This window comes from Humibacter ginsengisoli, assembly GCF_054780095.1.
Genome location: NZ_BAAGWZ010000001.1, coordinates 472,843 through 488,303, shown reverse-complemented (window position 1 = coordinate 488,303; position 15,461 = coordinate 472,843). Strand labels below are relative to the sequence as shown.

The 15,461-nt window shown below is 66.9% G+C and carries 15 protein-coding genes and 1 riboswitch; of the genes, 3 read left to right on the top strand and 12 right to left on the bottom strand.

All coding sequences use genetic code 11. The annotated features are described in order from the left end of the window. Positions 1-32: 32 nt before the first annotated feature. Together ACYVI5_RS02015 and ACYVI5_RS02010 are read left to right on the top strand one after the other, a co-directional pair. Positions 33-1,046, top strand: coding sequence for an NAD(P)-dependent alcohol dehydrogenase (locus ACYVI5_RS02015; RefSeq protein WP_460578775.1), 1,014 nt, complete (start codon positions 33-35; stop codon positions 1,044-1,046). Next, positions 1,039-1,890: an aminoglycoside phosphotransferase/kinase family protein gene (locus ACYVI5_RS02010; protein WP_460578774.1), complete on the top strand. Its 852-nt coding sequence runs from the start codon at positions 1,039-1,041 to the stop codon at positions 1,888-1,890. The genes ACYVI5_RS02015 and ACYVI5_RS02010 overlap by 8 nt, the downstream gene beginning before the upstream one ends. Positions 1,891-1,901: 11 nt before the next feature. Here the strand turns inward: ACYVI5_RS02010 and ACYVI5_RS02005 are convergent, their stop codons facing one another. Genes ACYVI5_RS02005 through ACYVI5_RS01995 form a run of 3 tightly spaced genes read right to left on the bottom strand, consistent with a single transcriptional unit; the run spans position 1,902 to position 4,556 of the window. Further along, positions 1,902-2,387: a YbaK/EbsC family protein gene (locus tag ACYVI5_RS02005; protein ID WP_460578773.1), complete on the bottom strand. Its 486-nt coding sequence runs from the start codon at positions 2,385-2,387 to the stop codon at positions 1,902-1,904. A gap of 31 nt (positions 2,388-2,418) precedes the next feature. Further along, positions 2,419-3,003: a cysteine hydrolase family protein gene (locus ACYVI5_RS02000; RefSeq protein ID WP_460578772.1), complete on the bottom strand. Its 585-nt coding sequence runs from the start codon at positions 3,001-3,003 to the stop codon at positions 2,419-2,421. Continuing rightward, positions 3,000-4,556, bottom strand: a complete 1,557-nt coding sequence (locus ACYVI5_RS01995; RefSeq protein ID WP_460578771.1) for a purine-cytosine permease family protein — start codon at positions 4,554-4,556, stop codon at positions 3,000-3,002. The genes ACYVI5_RS02000 and ACYVI5_RS01995 overlap by 4 nt, the downstream gene beginning before the upstream one ends. Before the next feature lie 125 nt (positions 4,557-4,681). Here ACYVI5_RS01995 and ACYVI5_RS01990 point away from each other — a divergent pair, with 125 nt between their 5' ends. Continuing rightward, positions 4,682-5,086: a VOC family protein gene (locus ACYVI5_RS01990; RefSeq protein ID WP_460578770.1), complete on the top strand. Its 405-nt coding sequence runs from the start codon at positions 4,682-4,684 to the stop codon at positions 5,084-5,086. On the opposite strand, the gene ACYVI5_RS01985 is transcribed toward ACYVI5_RS01990, so the two are convergent. The 9 genes from ACYVI5_RS01985 to ACYVI5_RS01945 form a co-directional block, all read right to left on the bottom strand. Beyond that, entirely contained in the window at positions 5,087-5,659 is a 573-nt protein-coding gene (locus ACYVI5_RS01985; protein ID WP_460578769.1) for a DUF6790 family protein, read from the bottom strand. A 105-nt stretch (positions 5,660-5,764) separates the two neighbouring features. Next, positions 5,765-6,640, bottom strand: a complete 876-nt coding sequence (locus ACYVI5_RS01980) for a bifunctional methylenetetrahydrofolate dehydrogenase/methenyltetrahydrofolate cyclohydrolase (protein ID WP_460532132.1) — start codon at positions 6,638-6,640, stop codon at positions 5,765-5,767. Between the two features lie 101 nt (positions 6,641-6,741). Then, positions 6,742-8,067 (bottom strand): serine hydroxymethyltransferase, encoded by a 1,326-nt coding sequence (gene glyA, locus ACYVI5_RS01975; protein ID WP_460578768.1) that lies wholly within the window; start codon positions 8,065-8,067, stop codon positions 6,742-6,744. Between the two features lie 45 nt (positions 8,068-8,112). Then, a riboswitch (ZMP/ZTP riboswitch) is annotated at positions 8,113-8,245 on the bottom strand. Between the two features lie 19 nt (positions 8,246-8,264). Next, the gene (locus ACYVI5_RS01970) at positions 8,265-9,440 is read right to left on the bottom strand and encodes a PLP-dependent aspartate aminotransferase family protein (RefSeq protein ID WP_460578767.1); all 1,176 of its coding nucleotides are present in this window, start codon (positions 9,438-9,440) and stop codon (positions 8,265-8,267) included. A gap of 29 nt (positions 9,441-9,469) precedes the next feature. Further along, positions 9,470-10,513 (bottom strand): L-threonine 3-dehydrogenase, encoded by a 1,044-nt coding sequence (gene tdh, locus ACYVI5_RS01965; protein ID WP_460578766.1) that lies wholly within the window; start codon positions 10,511-10,513, stop codon positions 9,470-9,472. Between the two features lie 88 nt (positions 10,514-10,601). After that, positions 10,602-12,284: a DUF4091 domain-containing protein gene (locus ACYVI5_RS01960; RefSeq protein WP_460578765.1), complete on the bottom strand. Its 1,683-nt coding sequence runs from the start codon at positions 12,282-12,284 to the stop codon at positions 10,602-10,604. Next, positions 12,284-13,174, bottom strand: a complete 891-nt coding sequence (locus tag ACYVI5_RS01955) for a carbohydrate ABC transporter permease (protein WP_460578764.1) — start codon at positions 13,172-13,174, stop codon at positions 12,284-12,286. Before ACYVI5_RS01955 ends, ACYVI5_RS01960 begins: the two co-directional genes overlap by 1 nt. After that, a complete protein-coding gene (locus ACYVI5_RS01950) occupies positions 13,167-14,117 on the bottom strand; it encodes a carbohydrate ABC transporter permease (RefSeq protein ID WP_460578763.1) in 951 nt (316 codons plus the stop codon). The genes ACYVI5_RS01955 and ACYVI5_RS01950 overlap by 8 nt, the downstream gene beginning before the upstream one ends. Before the next feature lie 4 nt (positions 14,118-14,121). After that, on the bottom strand, positions 14,122-15,435 hold the full coding sequence (locus tag ACYVI5_RS01945; RefSeq protein ID WP_460578762.1) for an ABC transporter substrate-binding protein: 1,314 nt from the start codon (positions 15,433-15,435) through the stop codon (positions 14,122-14,124). Positions 15,436-15,461 lie beyond the last annotated feature (26 nt).

Below are 15,461 nucleotides of genomic sequence, written 5' to 3'. Positions count from 1 at the left end.
ACTCCACTCCACCCCGACTCGAAGGAGACGGCATGACCAACCTCGCCGCTGTGATGACCGCGCTTGAAACGATCCAGATCCAGGAGAGACCGGAGCCCGAACCGGGCCCGGGGGAGGCGGTGGTTGCGATCCGCGCGGTCGGCGTCTGCGGATCCGATGTCTCGTTCTTCCGCTATGGCCGCATCGGGCCCTATGTGGTCGAAGGCGACTTCATACTCGGCCACGAGGTGTCGGGCGAGGTCGTCGCCGTGGGTCAGGGCGTCACGAGCGTCGTGCCGGGCGATCGCGTGGCGATCGAACCGAGCGTGCCCGATTGGACGTGCGCCCAGTGCCGCGCCGGGCGTTACCACCTGTGCCGGAACCTGCGGTTCCTCGCCACCCCTCCCGTGGATGGCGCCCTCGTGCAGAGGCTCGCCATCGATGCGCGCACGCTGTTCGTCATGCCCGAGTCGATGACGTTCGAGGAAGGGGCGATCGTCGAGCCGCTCTCGGTAGGGCTGTGGGGATGCCAGCGTGCGGGTCTGCGCCCCGGCGACGACGTGCTCGTCACCGGTGCCGGGCCGGTCGGACTGCTTGCGGCCGAAGCGGCACGTGCTCTCGGCGCCCGCACCGTGACGATCACCGACGTGGTCGAGCCACGCCTCGAACTGGCGGCGAAGCACGGGTTCGATACCGAGCTCAGCGGGTCGGGCTCCGGCTCATCGCGCAGCTTCGACGTGCTGCTCGAGTGTTCCGGCGCACCGGGCGTTCTGGCCGACGGTCTGGCCCGGCTCGGCCCTGCCGGCCGGGCAGCCGTGATCGGCATCGCCAAGCAGAACGCGGACCTGCCACTGCACACGCTGAATTGGAACGAGATCACGATCTCGATGGTGAGCCGCTACCAGAACACGTGGCCGCTCGGAATCGCGCTCATCTCATCCGGACGCGTCGACCTGAGCGGCGTGCACACGCACAGCTTCCCGCTCGCACAGACGGCGGACGCACTCGCGATCGGCGCGACCGACCCCACGGCCGTGAAGGCGATCATCTACCCGCAGGATGCCTGAGAGCCGCCCGGCACTGTCCGCGTCACACCGCGATCTGCTGGACATCTGGCTCGGCGATTGGTCGGTCGTCGCCGACCACTCCTGGCCCCTCCAGGAGACGGCTGTGCTCCAGATGCGATCACGCTCCGGAGAGCACATTGTGAAGGCCAGTGAGACGAGCCACCACATCGGCCGGGAGATCGCGGCGCATCGCGACGTGCTGAACGCGCTCCACGATCTGCCTGCGCCGCGCCTGCAGTTCGCAGACATCCAGGCGGGAATCCTGGTCACCGAATACCTTCCAGGACGGCTCCTGCTCGGAACGCCTGAGCAAGAGCACCCGGATTTCTTCGAACAGGCAGGAGCGATTCTCGCCAGGCTGCAGGTTCCCGGGCCGCTTTCCGATGAGTACCTGGACGCGGTGGCGGCACGCACCCTCGACGGGATCGAACGGGCGGAGTGCCTCGTCGACGACCTGTCACGCAGACGGCTCAAGATGAAGCTGCGGAGCCTGTCAAGGCATCCGGTGCGGCTCCACTTCACCCACGGCGATTATCATCCTCGCAACTGGCTCGTGCACGAGGGAAGAATCGCCGTCATCGACTTCGGCCGCGGAGCACAGCGCTCGTGGGTGAGCGATCTCGTGCGGCTTCGCAGCAAGGACTTCCACGACCGACCCGAACTCGAAGCCGCCTTCATGCGCGGCACGGGACGCGAACTCGACGCAGACGACCGTACCGTGCTCGAGTTGGAGACGATGCGCGAGGCGGTCGGTACCGTGGTCTGGTCGCACGGGATCGGCGATGACGACTTCGAGGAGCACGGTCGTGTGATGATCCGCCGGCTGCTCGAGGACGACGCGTAGCCGGTGCGCCGCTACTCCCCCCGCTCGACCTCGACCTCGGTGCCCCCGGTGAGTTCGACCAGCTGCTCATAGGTGAGCGGGAAGACCGTGTGCGGATGCCCCGCCGCGGCCCAGATCTCGGGGTAAGCCTTCAGCGCGGTGTCGACCCACGTGCGCAACGGTGCGGGATGGCCGGTCGGAGCGACTCCCCCGATTACTTGTCCCGTGGCTTCGCGCACCGTCTCGGCGGATGCCCGCTTCAACGTTCCGCCGAGCTCCTCACCCAGGTAGGCGGTGTCGACACGGTGTCCGCCAGAGGTCATCACGAGCACAGGATCGCCGTCGAGCGTGAACACCAGGGAGTTCGCGATGGCGCCCACCTCGGTGCCGATCGACGCAGCGGCGGCCGCCGCTGTCGGGGTGGCTTCGTCGAGCCAGCGCACCTCGCCCTGGATGCCGTGCGCCCGCAGTTCGCGTTCGACCGCTTGCACGGCCGAGTGTGACGTGTCGATGCTCATCGGTCCAGGGTACCGACAGGCGCGAAGCTCCTCAGCGCATCGCCGCGAGCACCGCGTCGACGTCTGTCACGTCGATGAGCGGCGCGTAGAGGGTCATCGCGTCAAGCGCGCGACGGTGGTCGGAGTCGGTGGCGCCCGCACAGGCATCCGCTGCGATCCTGACGTGCACACCGGCGTCGGCCGCAGGCAATGCCGTCGAGATCACGCAGCAGTCGGTGGAGACTCCGGCCAGCACGAGCTCGCGGCTTCCTCCGCTGGCTGCATCGAGTCGAGGGCCCCACTTGCCGAACGTGGTCTCCGTCACGATTGCGTGTGAGGATTCCGGCTCGTCGACCAACCGGTACAGCGGGTCGTCGTCTGGCACGAGAGCCCACGGCCACACCTCGTAGTACGCGCTCCAGGCGCCCTCCGGATGCTCCGGTGCGACGAATCGCGTGTGAACGACGCGGTCCCCGAATGCAGGCAGCAGTCGCCGGATGCCCGCCCTCGCCTCCTCGAAGCGGGGCGTGAACCAGCCGCTCGCCGGGTCGCCGAAGACGTGCTGCATGTCGATGACGACGAGCCAGGGTTCGGCATCCAGACCGGAGCCAGTGCCCGCGCCCCGCGTTCCACTCATTCGCCTGCCTCGGCGTGCAGCCCTCCCGTCGGATCGACGAGCGCAGCATGCTCCTCCGGCAGCGCCTCCTGGCGGCGAACACGGCCGCGACCGAACAGGATGACGCCGAGGTACCCGACCACGAGCGCGACCAGTACGCCGAGGTTCGCACCGCCCCAGATGCCCTTGGTGCCGCCGAGGCCGAACGGGCCGAGCAGGTAGCCCTGCCAGTTCAGCCAGCTCAGGCCGTAGGGATTGATGACCAGGCCCCACCCGAGCGCCGTGCCGATGACGAGCAGGGCGATGGCTAGCCAGTTCCAGCTTCCATAGCGGCCACGGGAGTCGAAGAGGTCGCGGCCCGAATAATTGCGTCGGCGCAGGGTGAGGTCGGCGAGGAAGACACCGCACCAGGCCGCGATCGGCACCCCGAGCGTGATGAGGAATCCCTGGAACGGGCCGATGAAGCTCGGCGCGAAGAACACGATGTACACCGCGCCGGCGATCATGATGATGCCGTCGATGAGAGCGGCAGCAGGGCGCGGGATGCGCAGCCCTGCACTGAGCAAGGCGATTCCTGACGAGTAGATGTCGAGAACGGCACCGCCGATGAGGCCGAGCACAGCGACGATCGCGAACGGAATGAGGAACCACGCCGGCAGGATCGTGGTCAGTGCGCCGATGGGATCCGCTCCGATGGCCGCCGACAGCTTCTGCGACGATCCCGCGAGCATGAGACCGAAGACGAGCAGGATGACCGGCGCAAGCGACGCGCCGAACGTGGTCCACCCCACGACCCCGCCGGACGAGGATGTGCGCGGCAGGTAGCGCGAGTAGTCGGCGGCGGCCTGCACCCAGCCGAGCCCGAATCCGGTCATCATGAACACGAATCCGCCGATGAGCTTGGGCAGATCGCCAGAGGGCAGTTCGGCGAGCTTCGTGAAGTCGATGTGACCGGCCACCAAGACGATGTAGACGATGGTCAGCACGGCGGTCGCGATGGTGATGATCACCTGCAGGCGCATGATCACGTGAAAGCCGAAGACGCCGCCACCGATGACGAGCACCACGACGACGATCAGCGTGATCACCTCGGTGGCCGCACCGCCGGCGCCGCCGAGCTCCTTGAAGACCGTCGTGGTGGCCAGAACGGCGAGCGCCACGAGCACCGTCTCCCAGCCAACGGTGAGCAGCCACGAGATGATCGACGGCACCTTGTTGCCGTGCACGCCGAACGCTGCACGACTCAGCGTCAGGGTCGGGGCCGAGCCGCGCTTGCCTGCGAGGGAGATGAATCCGCAGAACAGGAACGAGACGACGATTCCGAGGATGCCCACGACCGTCGCCTGCCAGAACGAGATGCCGAAGCCGAGCAGGAACGAGCCGTAGCTCACACCCAGCACCGACACGTTGGCCGCGAACCACGGCCAGAACAGGCCGTGCGGACGGCCACGGCGCTCCGCCTCGTCGATGGAGTTCAGCGCGTTCAGCTCGATCGACATCGCACTCGGGCGAGGCGCATCGGGGCCGGACGCGCCGGGGTCGGATCCGTGGGCGCGGTCGTCGAGGGCGGTCATGGCCTGGAATCTAGCGCAGGCACGTCACCAGCGGTAGCGCCCGCTCGGCCGGCTCGCTCGCGCCACCGCTGCTTCCGCTGACACTTCCGTCGAGGAGTGTCGGCGGCATGCGGCACGATCGCAGCATGCAGATACAGCTCGCCATGGTCGTGCTCGAGGTGCGCGACCTGGATGCCTCGATCGCGTTCTACCGCCGCCTCGGTCTCGAGATCCCGGATCCCGCTGGCGATCGGCCCATCGTCATCCACCGCATGCCGAGCGGGGTGAGCCTGCTCCTCACGACCAGCTTCGCCTCGGTCCACGATCCGAACTTCGAACGTCCGTCGGGCGGCTACCAGCAGCTCCTCGAGTTCTACGTCGGCGAGGACGCGCTGGTCGACAGTGTGTGGGCCGAGCTCACCGGCGCCGGCTACCACGGCCGGATGCCGCCCACCAAGACCGCGGGACCCTACGCCGCGATGGTCGACGACCCGGACGGCAACGTGATCCTGCTGACATCCGATGAGGCGGCCAGCCCCGACGCCGGCTGATCAGTCGGTCGCCTCGGTCCACACATCGGCGCGGGTAGCAGCAGCCTTGCTCCGTCGGGCGGCCGCGCCGTGCCACCAGAGCAGTCCGAAGCCGATGAGCGGCAGAAGGATGTCGGTGTACAGAATCGAGCCCGCGTTTCCTTCGGCCGTGTTCCCGGTGGTCGCGATCTGGTAGATGTGTCCGGCGGCCGCACCCCAGAGGAATACCGCAGGACCGACCAGCGCCACGAACTTCACGAGCAGACTGCGCCGCCGCGAGAACGCTATGAAGCCGACCACCGCGAAGCCGAGGCTCGCGAACGCTACCTCGAGTTGGAACGGGCTTTGCGCCCAGCCGATCACCTTCGCCGTGAAATCGCCGAAGACGCTGTGCATAAGGAAGTTGTAGGCGTAGGCCACGCCGACGGACAGCAGCAGGAACTGATCGAGGAACGCTCCGCTCACGAAACCCGGCTCGTGCCGGTGTCGTGAGGCCAGCGAGATGATTCCCGCGGTGATCAAGCCGACGATGAACAGTGTGACTGGCATGTTGCTGAAGATCAGCGTGATCGCAGCCGTCATGAACGCTTGCACGATGCCCCCTTGAGCGCGCCGCCGTCAGCGCACATGGCGGCGGCACTTCAGGCACAGCGTAATCGTCGGCAAAATCCGCCGAACACCCCCAGATCGCGGGGATGCCTATGCGCGCTCCGCGGCCTCCACCACGTTCGTCATGAGCAGGGCGACGGTCATCGGCCCGACCCCACCGGGGTTCGGCGAGAGCCAGCCCGCGACATCTTCCACCCCCGGCGCCACGTCACCGTACACCTTCGACTTGCCGGTCTCGGGGTCGTCCTCGCGGGTCACCCCGACGTCGAGCACGGCCGCGCCGGGCTTGACGTCTTCGGGGCGCACGAGGTGCTTCACTCCCGCTGCCGCCACGATCACATCGGCCTGCCGCAGGTAGAACGGCAAGTCACGGGTACCCGTGTGCGTGAGCGTCACGGTCGCGTTGATCGCCCGCCGGGTGAGCAGCAGGCCGATCGAGCGTCCGATCGTCACGCCGCGCCCGACGACGACGACGTGTTTCCCCTTGAGGTCGTAGTCGTTGCGCAGCAGCAGCTCGATCACGGCGCGCGGCGTGCAAGGCAGGGGCGTCTCAATGGGCGCGTTCACGTTGAGCACGAGCCGGCCGAGGTTGGTCGGGTGCAGGCCATCGGCATCCTTCGCTGGATCGATGCGCTCGAGGATGGCGTCGGTGTCGAGGTGTTTCGGCAGCGGCAGTTGCACGATGTAGCCGTGGCACGCCGGATCCGCATTCAGGCGGTCGACGGCTGCTTCGACATCCTCCTGCGTGGCATCCGCGGGGAGCTCGATCTGGATCGAGTTCATGCCGATCGCCTGCGACTGGCGGTGCTTCATGCCGACGTAGAGCTGCGACCCTGGGTCGGCACCGACGAGAACGGTGGCGATGCCGGGGACGATGCCCCGCTCCTTCAGCGCGGCGACGCGTTCGGCGAGTTCCTGCTTGATGGCGGCGGCGGTGGCCTTGCCATCGAGACGTGTTGCAGTCACCTTGATGTCTCCTCTGCCGTCCGAGCGAGCGCAGCTCGCTCGGCGCTGGCGTCGCGGCGGAGGTCCACCGGACCTTCGCTCCTAGCTCCAGCGCGCAAGCCTCAGCCCTCGATCGAGGACGCGAGTTCGACCTGCTCGACCGGGAATCCGGACGGGCCGAGTCCCGGGTAGAGCGGGAAGGCATCCGTCAGCTTCCGCACGCGGGCACGAAGCGCCGGGATGTCGGCGTCCTGCTTCAACGCCAGCGCGATCACGTCGGCCACGTCGGTGAACTCGGCGTCGCCGAATCCGCGGGTTGCGAGCGCAGGCGTGCCGATGCGCAGGCCGGAGGTCACCATCGGCGGGCGCGGGTCGAACGGCACGGCGTTCTTGTTCACGGTGATGCCGACCTCGTGCAGGCGGTCCTCCGCCTCCTTGCCGGTGAACTCGGACGTGCGCAGGTCGACGAGCACGAGGTGCACGTCGGTGCCGCCGGTGAGCACGTCGACACCCGCCTCCTTGGCATCCGCCGCTGTCAGGCGCTCAGCGAGGATCTGCGCGCCACGTACCGTGCGCTCCTGGCGGTCGCGGAACTCGTCGGTCGCCGCGAGCTTGAACGCCGTGGCCTTCGCGGCGATCACGTGCATGAGCGGGCCGCCCTGCTGGCCGGGGAACACGTTCGAGTTGAGCTTCTTGGCGATGTCGGCGTCGTTGCTCAGGATGAAGCCGGAGCGCGGGCCGCCGATCGTCTTGTGCACGGTCGAGCTGGTGACGTGCGCGTACGGCACGGGAGACGGGTGGATGCCCGCGGCGACGAGGCCGGCGAAGTGCGCCATGTCGACCCAGAGCGTCGCACCCACCTCGTCGGCGATCTCGCGGAACGCGGCGAAGTCGAGGTGCCGCGGATACGCGGACCATCCGGCGATGATGACCTTGGGCTTGTGTTCGAGCGCCTTCTCCCGCACCACGTCCATGTCGACGCGGAACGTCTGCGGGTCCACGCCGTACGAGGCGACGTTGTAGAGCTTGCCGGAGAAGTTGAGCCGCATGCCGTGTGTGAGGTGGCCGCCGTGAGCGAGCTCGAGTCCGAGGATCGTGTCGCCCGGCTGCGCGATCGCGCTCAGCACGGCGGCGTTGGCTGATGCCCCGGAGTGCGGCTGCACGTTCGCGTACTCGGCACCGAACAGCGACTTGGCACGCTCGATGGCGAGGTTCTCGGCGATGTCGACGAACTCGCATCCGCCGTAGTAGCGACGGCCCGGGTAGCCCTCCGCGTACTTGTTCGTGAGCACCGAGCCCTGCGATTCGAGCACCGCGCGCGGCACGAAGTTCTCGCTCGCGATCATCTCGAGGTAGTCGCGCTGGCGACCGAGCTCGAGGTTCAGCACCTCGGCGATCTCGGGGTCGACCTCGGCCAGCGGCGCGTTGAAGGTGGGCGAAACGGTCATGCGGGGCTCCTTGCCTTTCGTGAGGCGGACGTCATCACGTGTCATCGCGTCGGCCCAGGCGCGCGGCCGAATCCGCCTTCGAATCTCGCAAGGTCAGGAGTCGCTCCCCGATGGTGAACCATCCGCGACGGATGCCGGATGCCCGGCCCACGTCGATACGCCAGTTGCGACGTTTCCAGCATACCGTGGCGCTGGGGCTACGCGGCGTCGCGTGCGGCGACGAACGCGGCGACGCATCGCCGCACCTGATCGGGCGTGTGCGCGGCGGAGAGCTGCACGCGGATGCGCGCCTTGCCGACGGGCACGACCGGGTAGCTGAACGCGGTGACGTACACGCCGTGGCGTTGCATCTCGTCGGCGATGCGTGCGGTGAGTGCGGCATCGCCGAACATGACGGGCACGATCGGATGCTCGCCGGGCAGCAGCTCGAACCCCGCTTCGGTCATCAGCGAACGGAACAGCTGCGCGTTCTCGGTCAGTCGCACGCGGGCGGCGTCGGAGTTCTCGATGAGGTCGAGCGCGGCGAGGGTTCCGGCGACGATCGCGGGCGCCAGCGAGTTGGAGAACAGGTACGGCCGGGAGCGCTGGCGCAGCAGGTCGACGATCTCCTTGCGGGCGGAGACATAGCCGCCGGATGCTCCGCCGAGCGCCTTGCCGAACGTTCCGGTACGCACGTCCACACGGTCCTCGACGCCGCAGAGCTCGGGTGTGCCGCGGCCGTGTTCGCCGACGAAGCCGACCGCGTGGGAGTCGTCGACGATGACAAGAGAGTCGTACTTCTCGGCGAGGTCGCAGATGCCTTCGAGCGGGGCGATGTAGCCGTCCATCGAGAACACTCCGTCGGTGACGATGGCGCGGAACCGGGCATCCTGCGACGCCTTCAGCTGCTCCTCGAGGTCGGCGAGATCCCGGTTGCGGTAACGCAGTCGCCTCGCCTTGCACAGCCGGATGCCGTCGATGATCGACGCGTGGTTCAACTCGTCGGAGATGATCACGTCTTCGGCGCCCAGCAGCACCTCGAACAGGCCGCCGTTCGCGTCGAAGCACGACGAGTACAGGATCGTCGCCTCCGTGCCGAGGAACTCCGACACTCGCCGCTCCAGCCGGAGGTGCTGCTCCTGGGTGCCGCAGATGAACCGCACGCTCGCCAGCCCGTAGCCCCATTCCTGCAGGGCCTCGGTGGCGGCATCCACCAGCACGGTGCTGTCGGCGAGACCGAGGTAGTTGTTGGCGCAGAAGTTGAGCACCTCCTGGCCGTCCGCATCGATCTCGGCACTCTGCGGACCGCGGATGCCTCGCTCCCGCTTCGTCAGGCCTGCCGCCTCGATCTCCGCGAGCTCGCTAGCCAGGTGCTCCTTGATCGCTCCATACATGTGCTCCGCTCTCCTTCCGTCACCCGTTCTTACAGCTGCGTCCAGTCCAGGATGACCTTGCCACCGTGGGCGGATGCCGCGGCCTCGAACCCGCGCTCCCACTCGGTGGCGGGCATCCGCTCCGAGATGATCGAGCCGATCGCCTCGCGCAGCACCGAACTGGTCTGCAGCATGGCGCCCATCGCGTTCCAGGTCTCGAACATCTCACGCCCGTAGATTCCCTTGAGCGTGAGCATGTGCGTCACCACGATGCCCCAGTCGATGGCGATGGCGCCGGTCGGCAGACCCAGCATGGCGATGCGGCCGCCGTGGTTCATGTTCTCGATCATCTGCGGCAGCGCGCTCGGTGCACCGCTCATCTCGAAGCCGACGTCGAATCCCTCGCGCATGCGGAGGGCCTCCTGCGCGCTGCGGATCGTGTTCTTCGACACGTCGACCGCGAGATCCGCACCCATCCGGGTCGCCATCGCCAGCCGGTCCGGACTGATATCGGTGGCGACGATGAACCGAGCACCCACATGACGGGCGATCGCGACCGCCATCAGCCCGATCGGCCCGCAACCGGTCACGAGCACATCCTCACCGACCAGCGGGAACGCCAGCGCCGTATGCACGGCGTTGCCCAGCGGATCGAAGATGGCGCCGACATCCGGATCGATCGACTCGTGATGCACCCACACGTTCGTGCCTGGAAGGGTGAGGTACTCGGCGAACGCTCCATCGCGCTGCACGCCGAGGCCCTTGGTACGGATGCACATCTGCCTGCGCCCCGCACGGCAGTTGCGGCACATGCCGCACACGATGTGCCCCTCGCCCGACACCAGGTCGCCGACCTGCACCTCGTGCACGAGCGGCCCCACCTCGACCACCTCACCGAAGAACTCGTGACCCGGGATGAGCGGAGCCGCCACCGCTGACGCCGCCCAGTCATCCCAACGCCGGATGTGCAGATCCGTGCCGCAGATGCCGGTGCGCAGCACGCGGATCTTCACCTCATCCTCCGCCGGCACCGGCTCCGGCCGGTCCACCAGTTCGAGTCCCGGGCCGGCCTGGGCCTTGTAGAGCGCCTTCACGCCGTCGTCCTCCTTCGCACACGTGCGGAACGTCGCACAAACATCCTCTGGTCTATCTCATCGTCGGATGCCCGAGCGTGAGATCGGGTCAGTCACGCACGAGCCGTGCGTTGATCGCCTCGCGCACGCTCAGATAATGCACGGGATCCGCGGGAAAGCGGTCGAAGCGCAGCGTGCCATCCGGGTCGATGAGCTCCGTCACCGCTTCGACCCCGTCGCGCTCGCGCAGGGCTTGCATGGCCCGATGATCGGCCATGGCCTGTGCGAAGACCCGGTACCTGATCGAGGGCAACGGATGCCCGTGCTCGCCCGGATACACGACAAAAGGGTCTCCGCCCGGGAAGGCGCCGCCTGCCGTCGTGTCCCGGAACGGGTCGATGAGCCGCAGCGAGTGCCAGGAGTAATAGAAGTTGAATCCCCAGTGCAGGAAGCCCTGGATTCCGAACCGGAACAGCTGGTGCCCGATCACGCGGTTCCTGGCGGAGGGCAGCGCGAAGAACCGGTTCGCCACGTCGCGATCCTGCGAGACGCAGTAGTACGCCCACAGCTCGTCCGGACGATTGTCGAGGAAAGGCGTGATCGCGTCGGTCGCGACGACCGGAACGGGGACAGCACCGCTCTCGTAGTACGCGAAGTCGCTCAGCGCGTCGACAATGCGGCGTCCCACGAGCAGGTCGGCGACGACGTCCTTCGCGGCGAGATAGTTCGCCAGCTGCTCGTCGCCGTGCGGCTCGTCTGAGATGTGGAAGACGACCCTGTCGATATCGGCGTGTTCGTCGAGCACCTCCAGAAGCTGTGGAAGAAGCTGCTCGAGGAACGTCCGGTACCTCGGATCGGTCGCCGCGACATCCCATCCGAACAGCCGTACGGTCTCGCCGTCGCGGCGTGCGTAGACGGCCGGCGTGAACGCCGCGCCCCACTGGGTGAACAGATGAGCCACCTCGACGCCGCGGATGCCGTGGCGCCGGCAGAGGTCGAGCCACCTCGCGAGCCGCTCGAAGCCGAAACGGAACGTGCCGTCGCCGGTGTCCTCCACGTCGACCAGCTGAACCGGAGTGCGATAGTGGCCGATCCCGGTATCGAGCGGAGGGGCCCACACCGGTGCGAGCAACGAATTGACGCCCATACCCGACGCGGATGCGACGAAACGCTCGAGCAGCTCCCAGTGCTCCTCGCTGAAGACCGGAACGCGGTAATGGTCGGCGATCGCATCCGCGTGCAGCCAGTGGCTGTTCACGATGTCGAGCTCGGGCAGCCGGAGCGGCAGGACCGCAACGGTGACGTCGTCGCGGTACAGCTCCCTGCCCGCGCCGTCGCGTACCACGACGGCGACCGTATGGATGCCCGTCCTCGCCTCATCGTCGGAGGTCATGTCGAACCACACGGCACGCCAACTGCCGAACATCGGCCACAGGTTGCCGTCGTCGAGCGGTGTGAGCAGGTCGGGAAAGAGTCCGGGCGCGTCGCGATCGTACCCGCTGTCGTGTCCGGGGAATGCGGGCAGCACACAGGGCACGAGCTCGACGCGATGGACGGTCACGAGGTCGGCCGATGGTCCCTCGACGGTCAGGTGCAGCGGAGAGGGATCACGGAAGGCCGGGCTCATCGGGGGCCGGTATGCCAGCTGGAACGAGGCGGTCTCGCCCAGAGCGACGCTCAACGGCAACTCGCGCGACCACTGCCGCGGCGCGGCATCCGGGTACACCTTCTCGAGCGAGTCGCACAGCACGAAGCTCCACTCGTGCGGGCGCCCCGTCGTCTCCGCTGTCATCACTTCAGCCCGCTGCGGCCGATGCCCGCCACCACTCGCTTCTGCAGCACGACGAACAGGATGAGGATCGGCAGCATCGCCATGAGGCTCGCCGCCATCAGCACCGGGTAGTTGTTCGTGTGAACCCCCTGCAGGTTCGCGAGTCCGACGCTCAGCGGTGCGGTCCCGGCGCTCGAGGTGACGATCAGCGGCCACATCAGGTCGTTCCACGACCACAGCACCGTGATGATCCCGAGTGCCCAGAGCCCGTTCGACGCGAGCGGCAGCATGATGTTCCAGAAGATGCGGAACGAGCTCGCGCCGTCGATGCGCGCGGCATCCTCCAGCTCCTGCGGCAGCCCCATGAAGAACTGCCGCATCAGGAACGTGCCGAACGCGCTGAACACGCCGGGCGCCGCGATGCCGATCACGGTGTTGAGCCAACCCAGGCCCTGGATGATCTGATACTGCGGGATCAGGTAGATCTGCGCCGGCACCATGATGATCGACAGGATGATGCCGAGGATGATCCCCTTGGCCGAGAACCGCATGCGCGCGAACGCGTACCCGGCGATCGAGCACAGCAAGAGCTGGCCGACGAGGCGGACACCCGTGATCGCGACCGTGATCCAGAGCTCCTGTCCGAACGGCATCTGCGCGAAGACGTCAGTGTAGTTGTGCCATTGGAACACGCCGGGCCAGAAGGTGGGCGGCGCGCTCTCGACCTGCTGGCTCGTCGACAGCGACATGACCACCTGATAGATCAGCGGTGAGACCATGACGATGCCGCCGATCAGCAGCACCGTGTGGGCGCCCCAGTTCGACTGCGTGCGCCCGCGACCTCTCATGACCTCTCGCTGGCGCGTCGAGTCGCCGGTGACCACAGCGACCGTCGTGAGGTTCTCAGACATAGTTGACCCACCTTCGCTGCAGCCGGAACTGCACAGCTGTCAGCACCGCGATGATCGCGAGGATCAGGATGCCGATGGCGCAGGCGTACCCCTGGTTGTTCTGGATGAACGCCTCGTTGTAGAAGATGTAGACGATGCTCTGCGTCTGCGGCATCGCGAGGTTGGCCTTGCCGAGCATGACGTACAGCAGGTCGAACAGCTGAAAGCCGTTCACCACCGTCATGATCATCACGAAGAAGATGCTCGGGGTGAGCAGCGGCACCGTGATACTGCGGAACTGCCGGAACCGCGAGGCCCCGTCCACCTGGGCTGCCTCGTAGAGCTCCTGCGGAATCTCCCGCAGGCCGGCACTGATGATGATGAGGTTGAACCCCAGAGACATCCAAAGACCGACGATCGCGACGGCGACGAGTGCGAAACCCGGCGTAGCCAGCCAATACGGGCCCTTGATGCCCACCAGGGAGAGAAGCCAGTTGATGGGGCCGAAGTCGCCGTTGAAGATCAGCCGCCACACGATTCCCACCGCCGCCGGCATTGTCACGTAGGGGATGAAGTAGAGAGTGCGGTAGAGCGTGCGGAACCGCATCCCGGGCCGCTCGATGAGCGAGGCGAGTCCGATCGCGATCGGGATGCCGAGCAGCACGATCACCGTGTAGATCGCCGTGTTGAGGATGGAGCGCGGGATCTGCGGATCCGTGAACAACTGCGCATAGTTCGCCAGGCCGGTGAACGTCGAGCCTCCGAAGACGCCCACGGTGGTGAAGCTCAGGTAGAAGGTCTTGACGATCGGCCAGAGGTAGAACACGGCGACGCCGAAGAGCGTCGGCACGATGAAGATCCACGGCCACGGCCCGTCGGGCAGCAGCCGGCGGAGCCCGGCCGACGATCTCGCCGACCCGGTCCTCGCCGCCTCCGCCGTGACCTCAGCGGTTGAGGTGCTCATCGCGTCATTCCTTCGCGAGGGCCGCGTTCATCTTGTCTGCCAACTGCTTCGCCGCCGTCGCCACCGGCGTCTGCCCGGCGAATGCGGCCGGCAGGATGTCCGTCTCGAACTGGTTCCACGCCGAGGTGTTCTTCGAGATCGGGTACGGCGACGCGACCTTCGCCTCATCGAGGAAGAGCTGCAGCTCGAGCCCCGGGATCGACTTCGCCCACACGGTCTGGCTGCCGTTGAACGCGGGGATGACGACGCCCGCTTCCGCCTGTACGAGAGCGGCATCCTTCGTGCCGAGGTATGCGACGAAGGCGCGTGCGGCATCCGGTTGCTTGGTCGTCGCGGAGATGACATTGCCGAGACCGTGGATGACGCACTGGTTGCTCTTCGGCCCCTTGGAGAGCTCGACGACGCCGAGGTTGTCGCCGAACGCCTGGTGATAGGGCGCGGTCTCCCAGTCGCCATCCATCACCATCGCGAGCTTGCCCGAGGTGAACCAGTCGTTCGCGAGCGTGGTCGTCAACTGCTGCATCGAGGGAGAGATGCCCGCCTCGATGAGGTCGGCCCAGAACTGCAGCCCCTTGATCGAGCCGGGCAGGTCGTAGCCGGACTTCTTGTGGTCGGGCGAGATGATGTATCCGCCCGCCTGAAGCATGGTGTTGTACCAGGAGGTCTGGCCCCCGGTCAGGTCGCCCGCAAAGCCGAAGACGCTCTTGTTGAAATGGTCGGAGACCTTCTTGCCGTTGGTCTTGATGTCGTCCCACGTCCACGATGACGTCGGCTCCGGCACTCCCGCCTTGGCGAGCAGGTCCTTATTGTAGTACAGACCGATCGTGTCGAAGTCCTTCGGCACGCCCCAGAACTTGCCGCCCGCCGTGTACAGGTCGACGAGCGCCTTGGGGTAGTTGGTCTTCTTCACCGCCCCGGCGGTGACCAGATCATCGAGCGGCAGCAACTGGTTGTTCAGCGCGAAGAGCTGGATGTGCGGGCCGTTCATCCAGAAGACGTCCGGCAGGTTCTTGCCCTGCGCGAGCGTGGTCATCTTGGTCCAGTACGCGCCGCCCGTCGACGGCGTGAGTTGGATGTTGACCTTGATGTTCGGATAGATCTTGTTGAAGCCGGCGATGATCTTCTCCATCGCCGGCTGTTGGTTGACGTCCCAGATGGCGTAGCTGATGGTCGCCTTGAGGTCTTTCGACGGCGCCTTGTACGCACCGGACTGGGATCCTGTTCCCCCTTGGCTCGAGCTGCAGCCCGCGAGGGTGGCGCCCAGCCCGAGGCTGACGCCTCCGAGTGCCGCCAAGGAGAGGAAGGAACGACGGTCCATGATCGTTTCTCTTTCTTCGGTGTGGA

Bases quoted from the DNA above. Each gene is read 5' to 3' on its own strand.
- ACYVI5_RS02005 (WP_460578773.1), bottom strand. From the start codon at position 2,387: ATGAGCATCGACACGTCACACTCGGCCGTGCAAGCGGTCGAACGCGAA.
- ACYVI5_RS01970 (WP_460578767.1), bottom strand. From the start codon at position 9,440: ATGTATGGAGCGATCAAGGAGCACCTGGCTAGCGAGCTCGCGGAGATC.
- ACYVI5_RS01950 (WP_460578763.1), bottom strand. From the start codon at position 14,117: ATGAGCACCTCAACCGCTGAGGTCACGGCGGAGGCGGCGAGGACCGGG.
- ACYVI5_RS02015 (WP_460578775.1), top strand. From the start codon at position 33: ATGACCAACCTCGCCGCTGTGATGACCGCGCTTGAAACGATCCAGATC.
- ACYVI5_RS01955 (WP_460578764.1), bottom strand. From the start codon at position 13,174: ATGTCTGAGAACCTCACGACGGTCGCTGTGGTCACCGGCGACTCGACG.
- ACYVI5_RS01960 (WP_460578765.1), bottom strand. From the start codon at position 12,284: ATGACAGCGGAGACGACGGGGCGCCCGCACGAGTGGAGCTTCGTGCTG.
- ACYVI5_RS01945 (WP_460578762.1), bottom strand. From the start codon at position 15,435: ATGGACCGTCGTTCCTTCCTCTCCTTGGCGGCACTCGGAGGCGTCAGC.
- ACYVI5_RS01995 (WP_460578771.1), bottom strand. From the start codon at position 4,556: ATGACCGCCCTCGACGACCGCGCCCACGGATCCGACCCCGGCGCGTCC.
- ACYVI5_RS01990 (WP_460578770.1), top strand. From the start codon at position 4,682: ATGCAGATACAGCTCGCCATGGTCGTGCTCGAGGTGCGCGACCTGGAT.
- glyA (WP_460578768.1), bottom strand. From the start codon at position 8,067: ATGACCGTTTCGCCCACCTTCAACGCGCCGCTGGCCGAGGTCGACCCC.
- ACYVI5_RS02010 (WP_460578774.1), top strand. From the start codon at position 1,039: ATGCCTGAGAGCCGCCCGGCACTGTCCGCGTCACACCGCGATCTGCTG.
- ACYVI5_RS02000 (WP_460578772.1), bottom strand. From the start codon at position 3,003: ATGAGTGGAACGCGGGGCGCGGGCACTGGCTCCGGTCTGGATGCCGAA.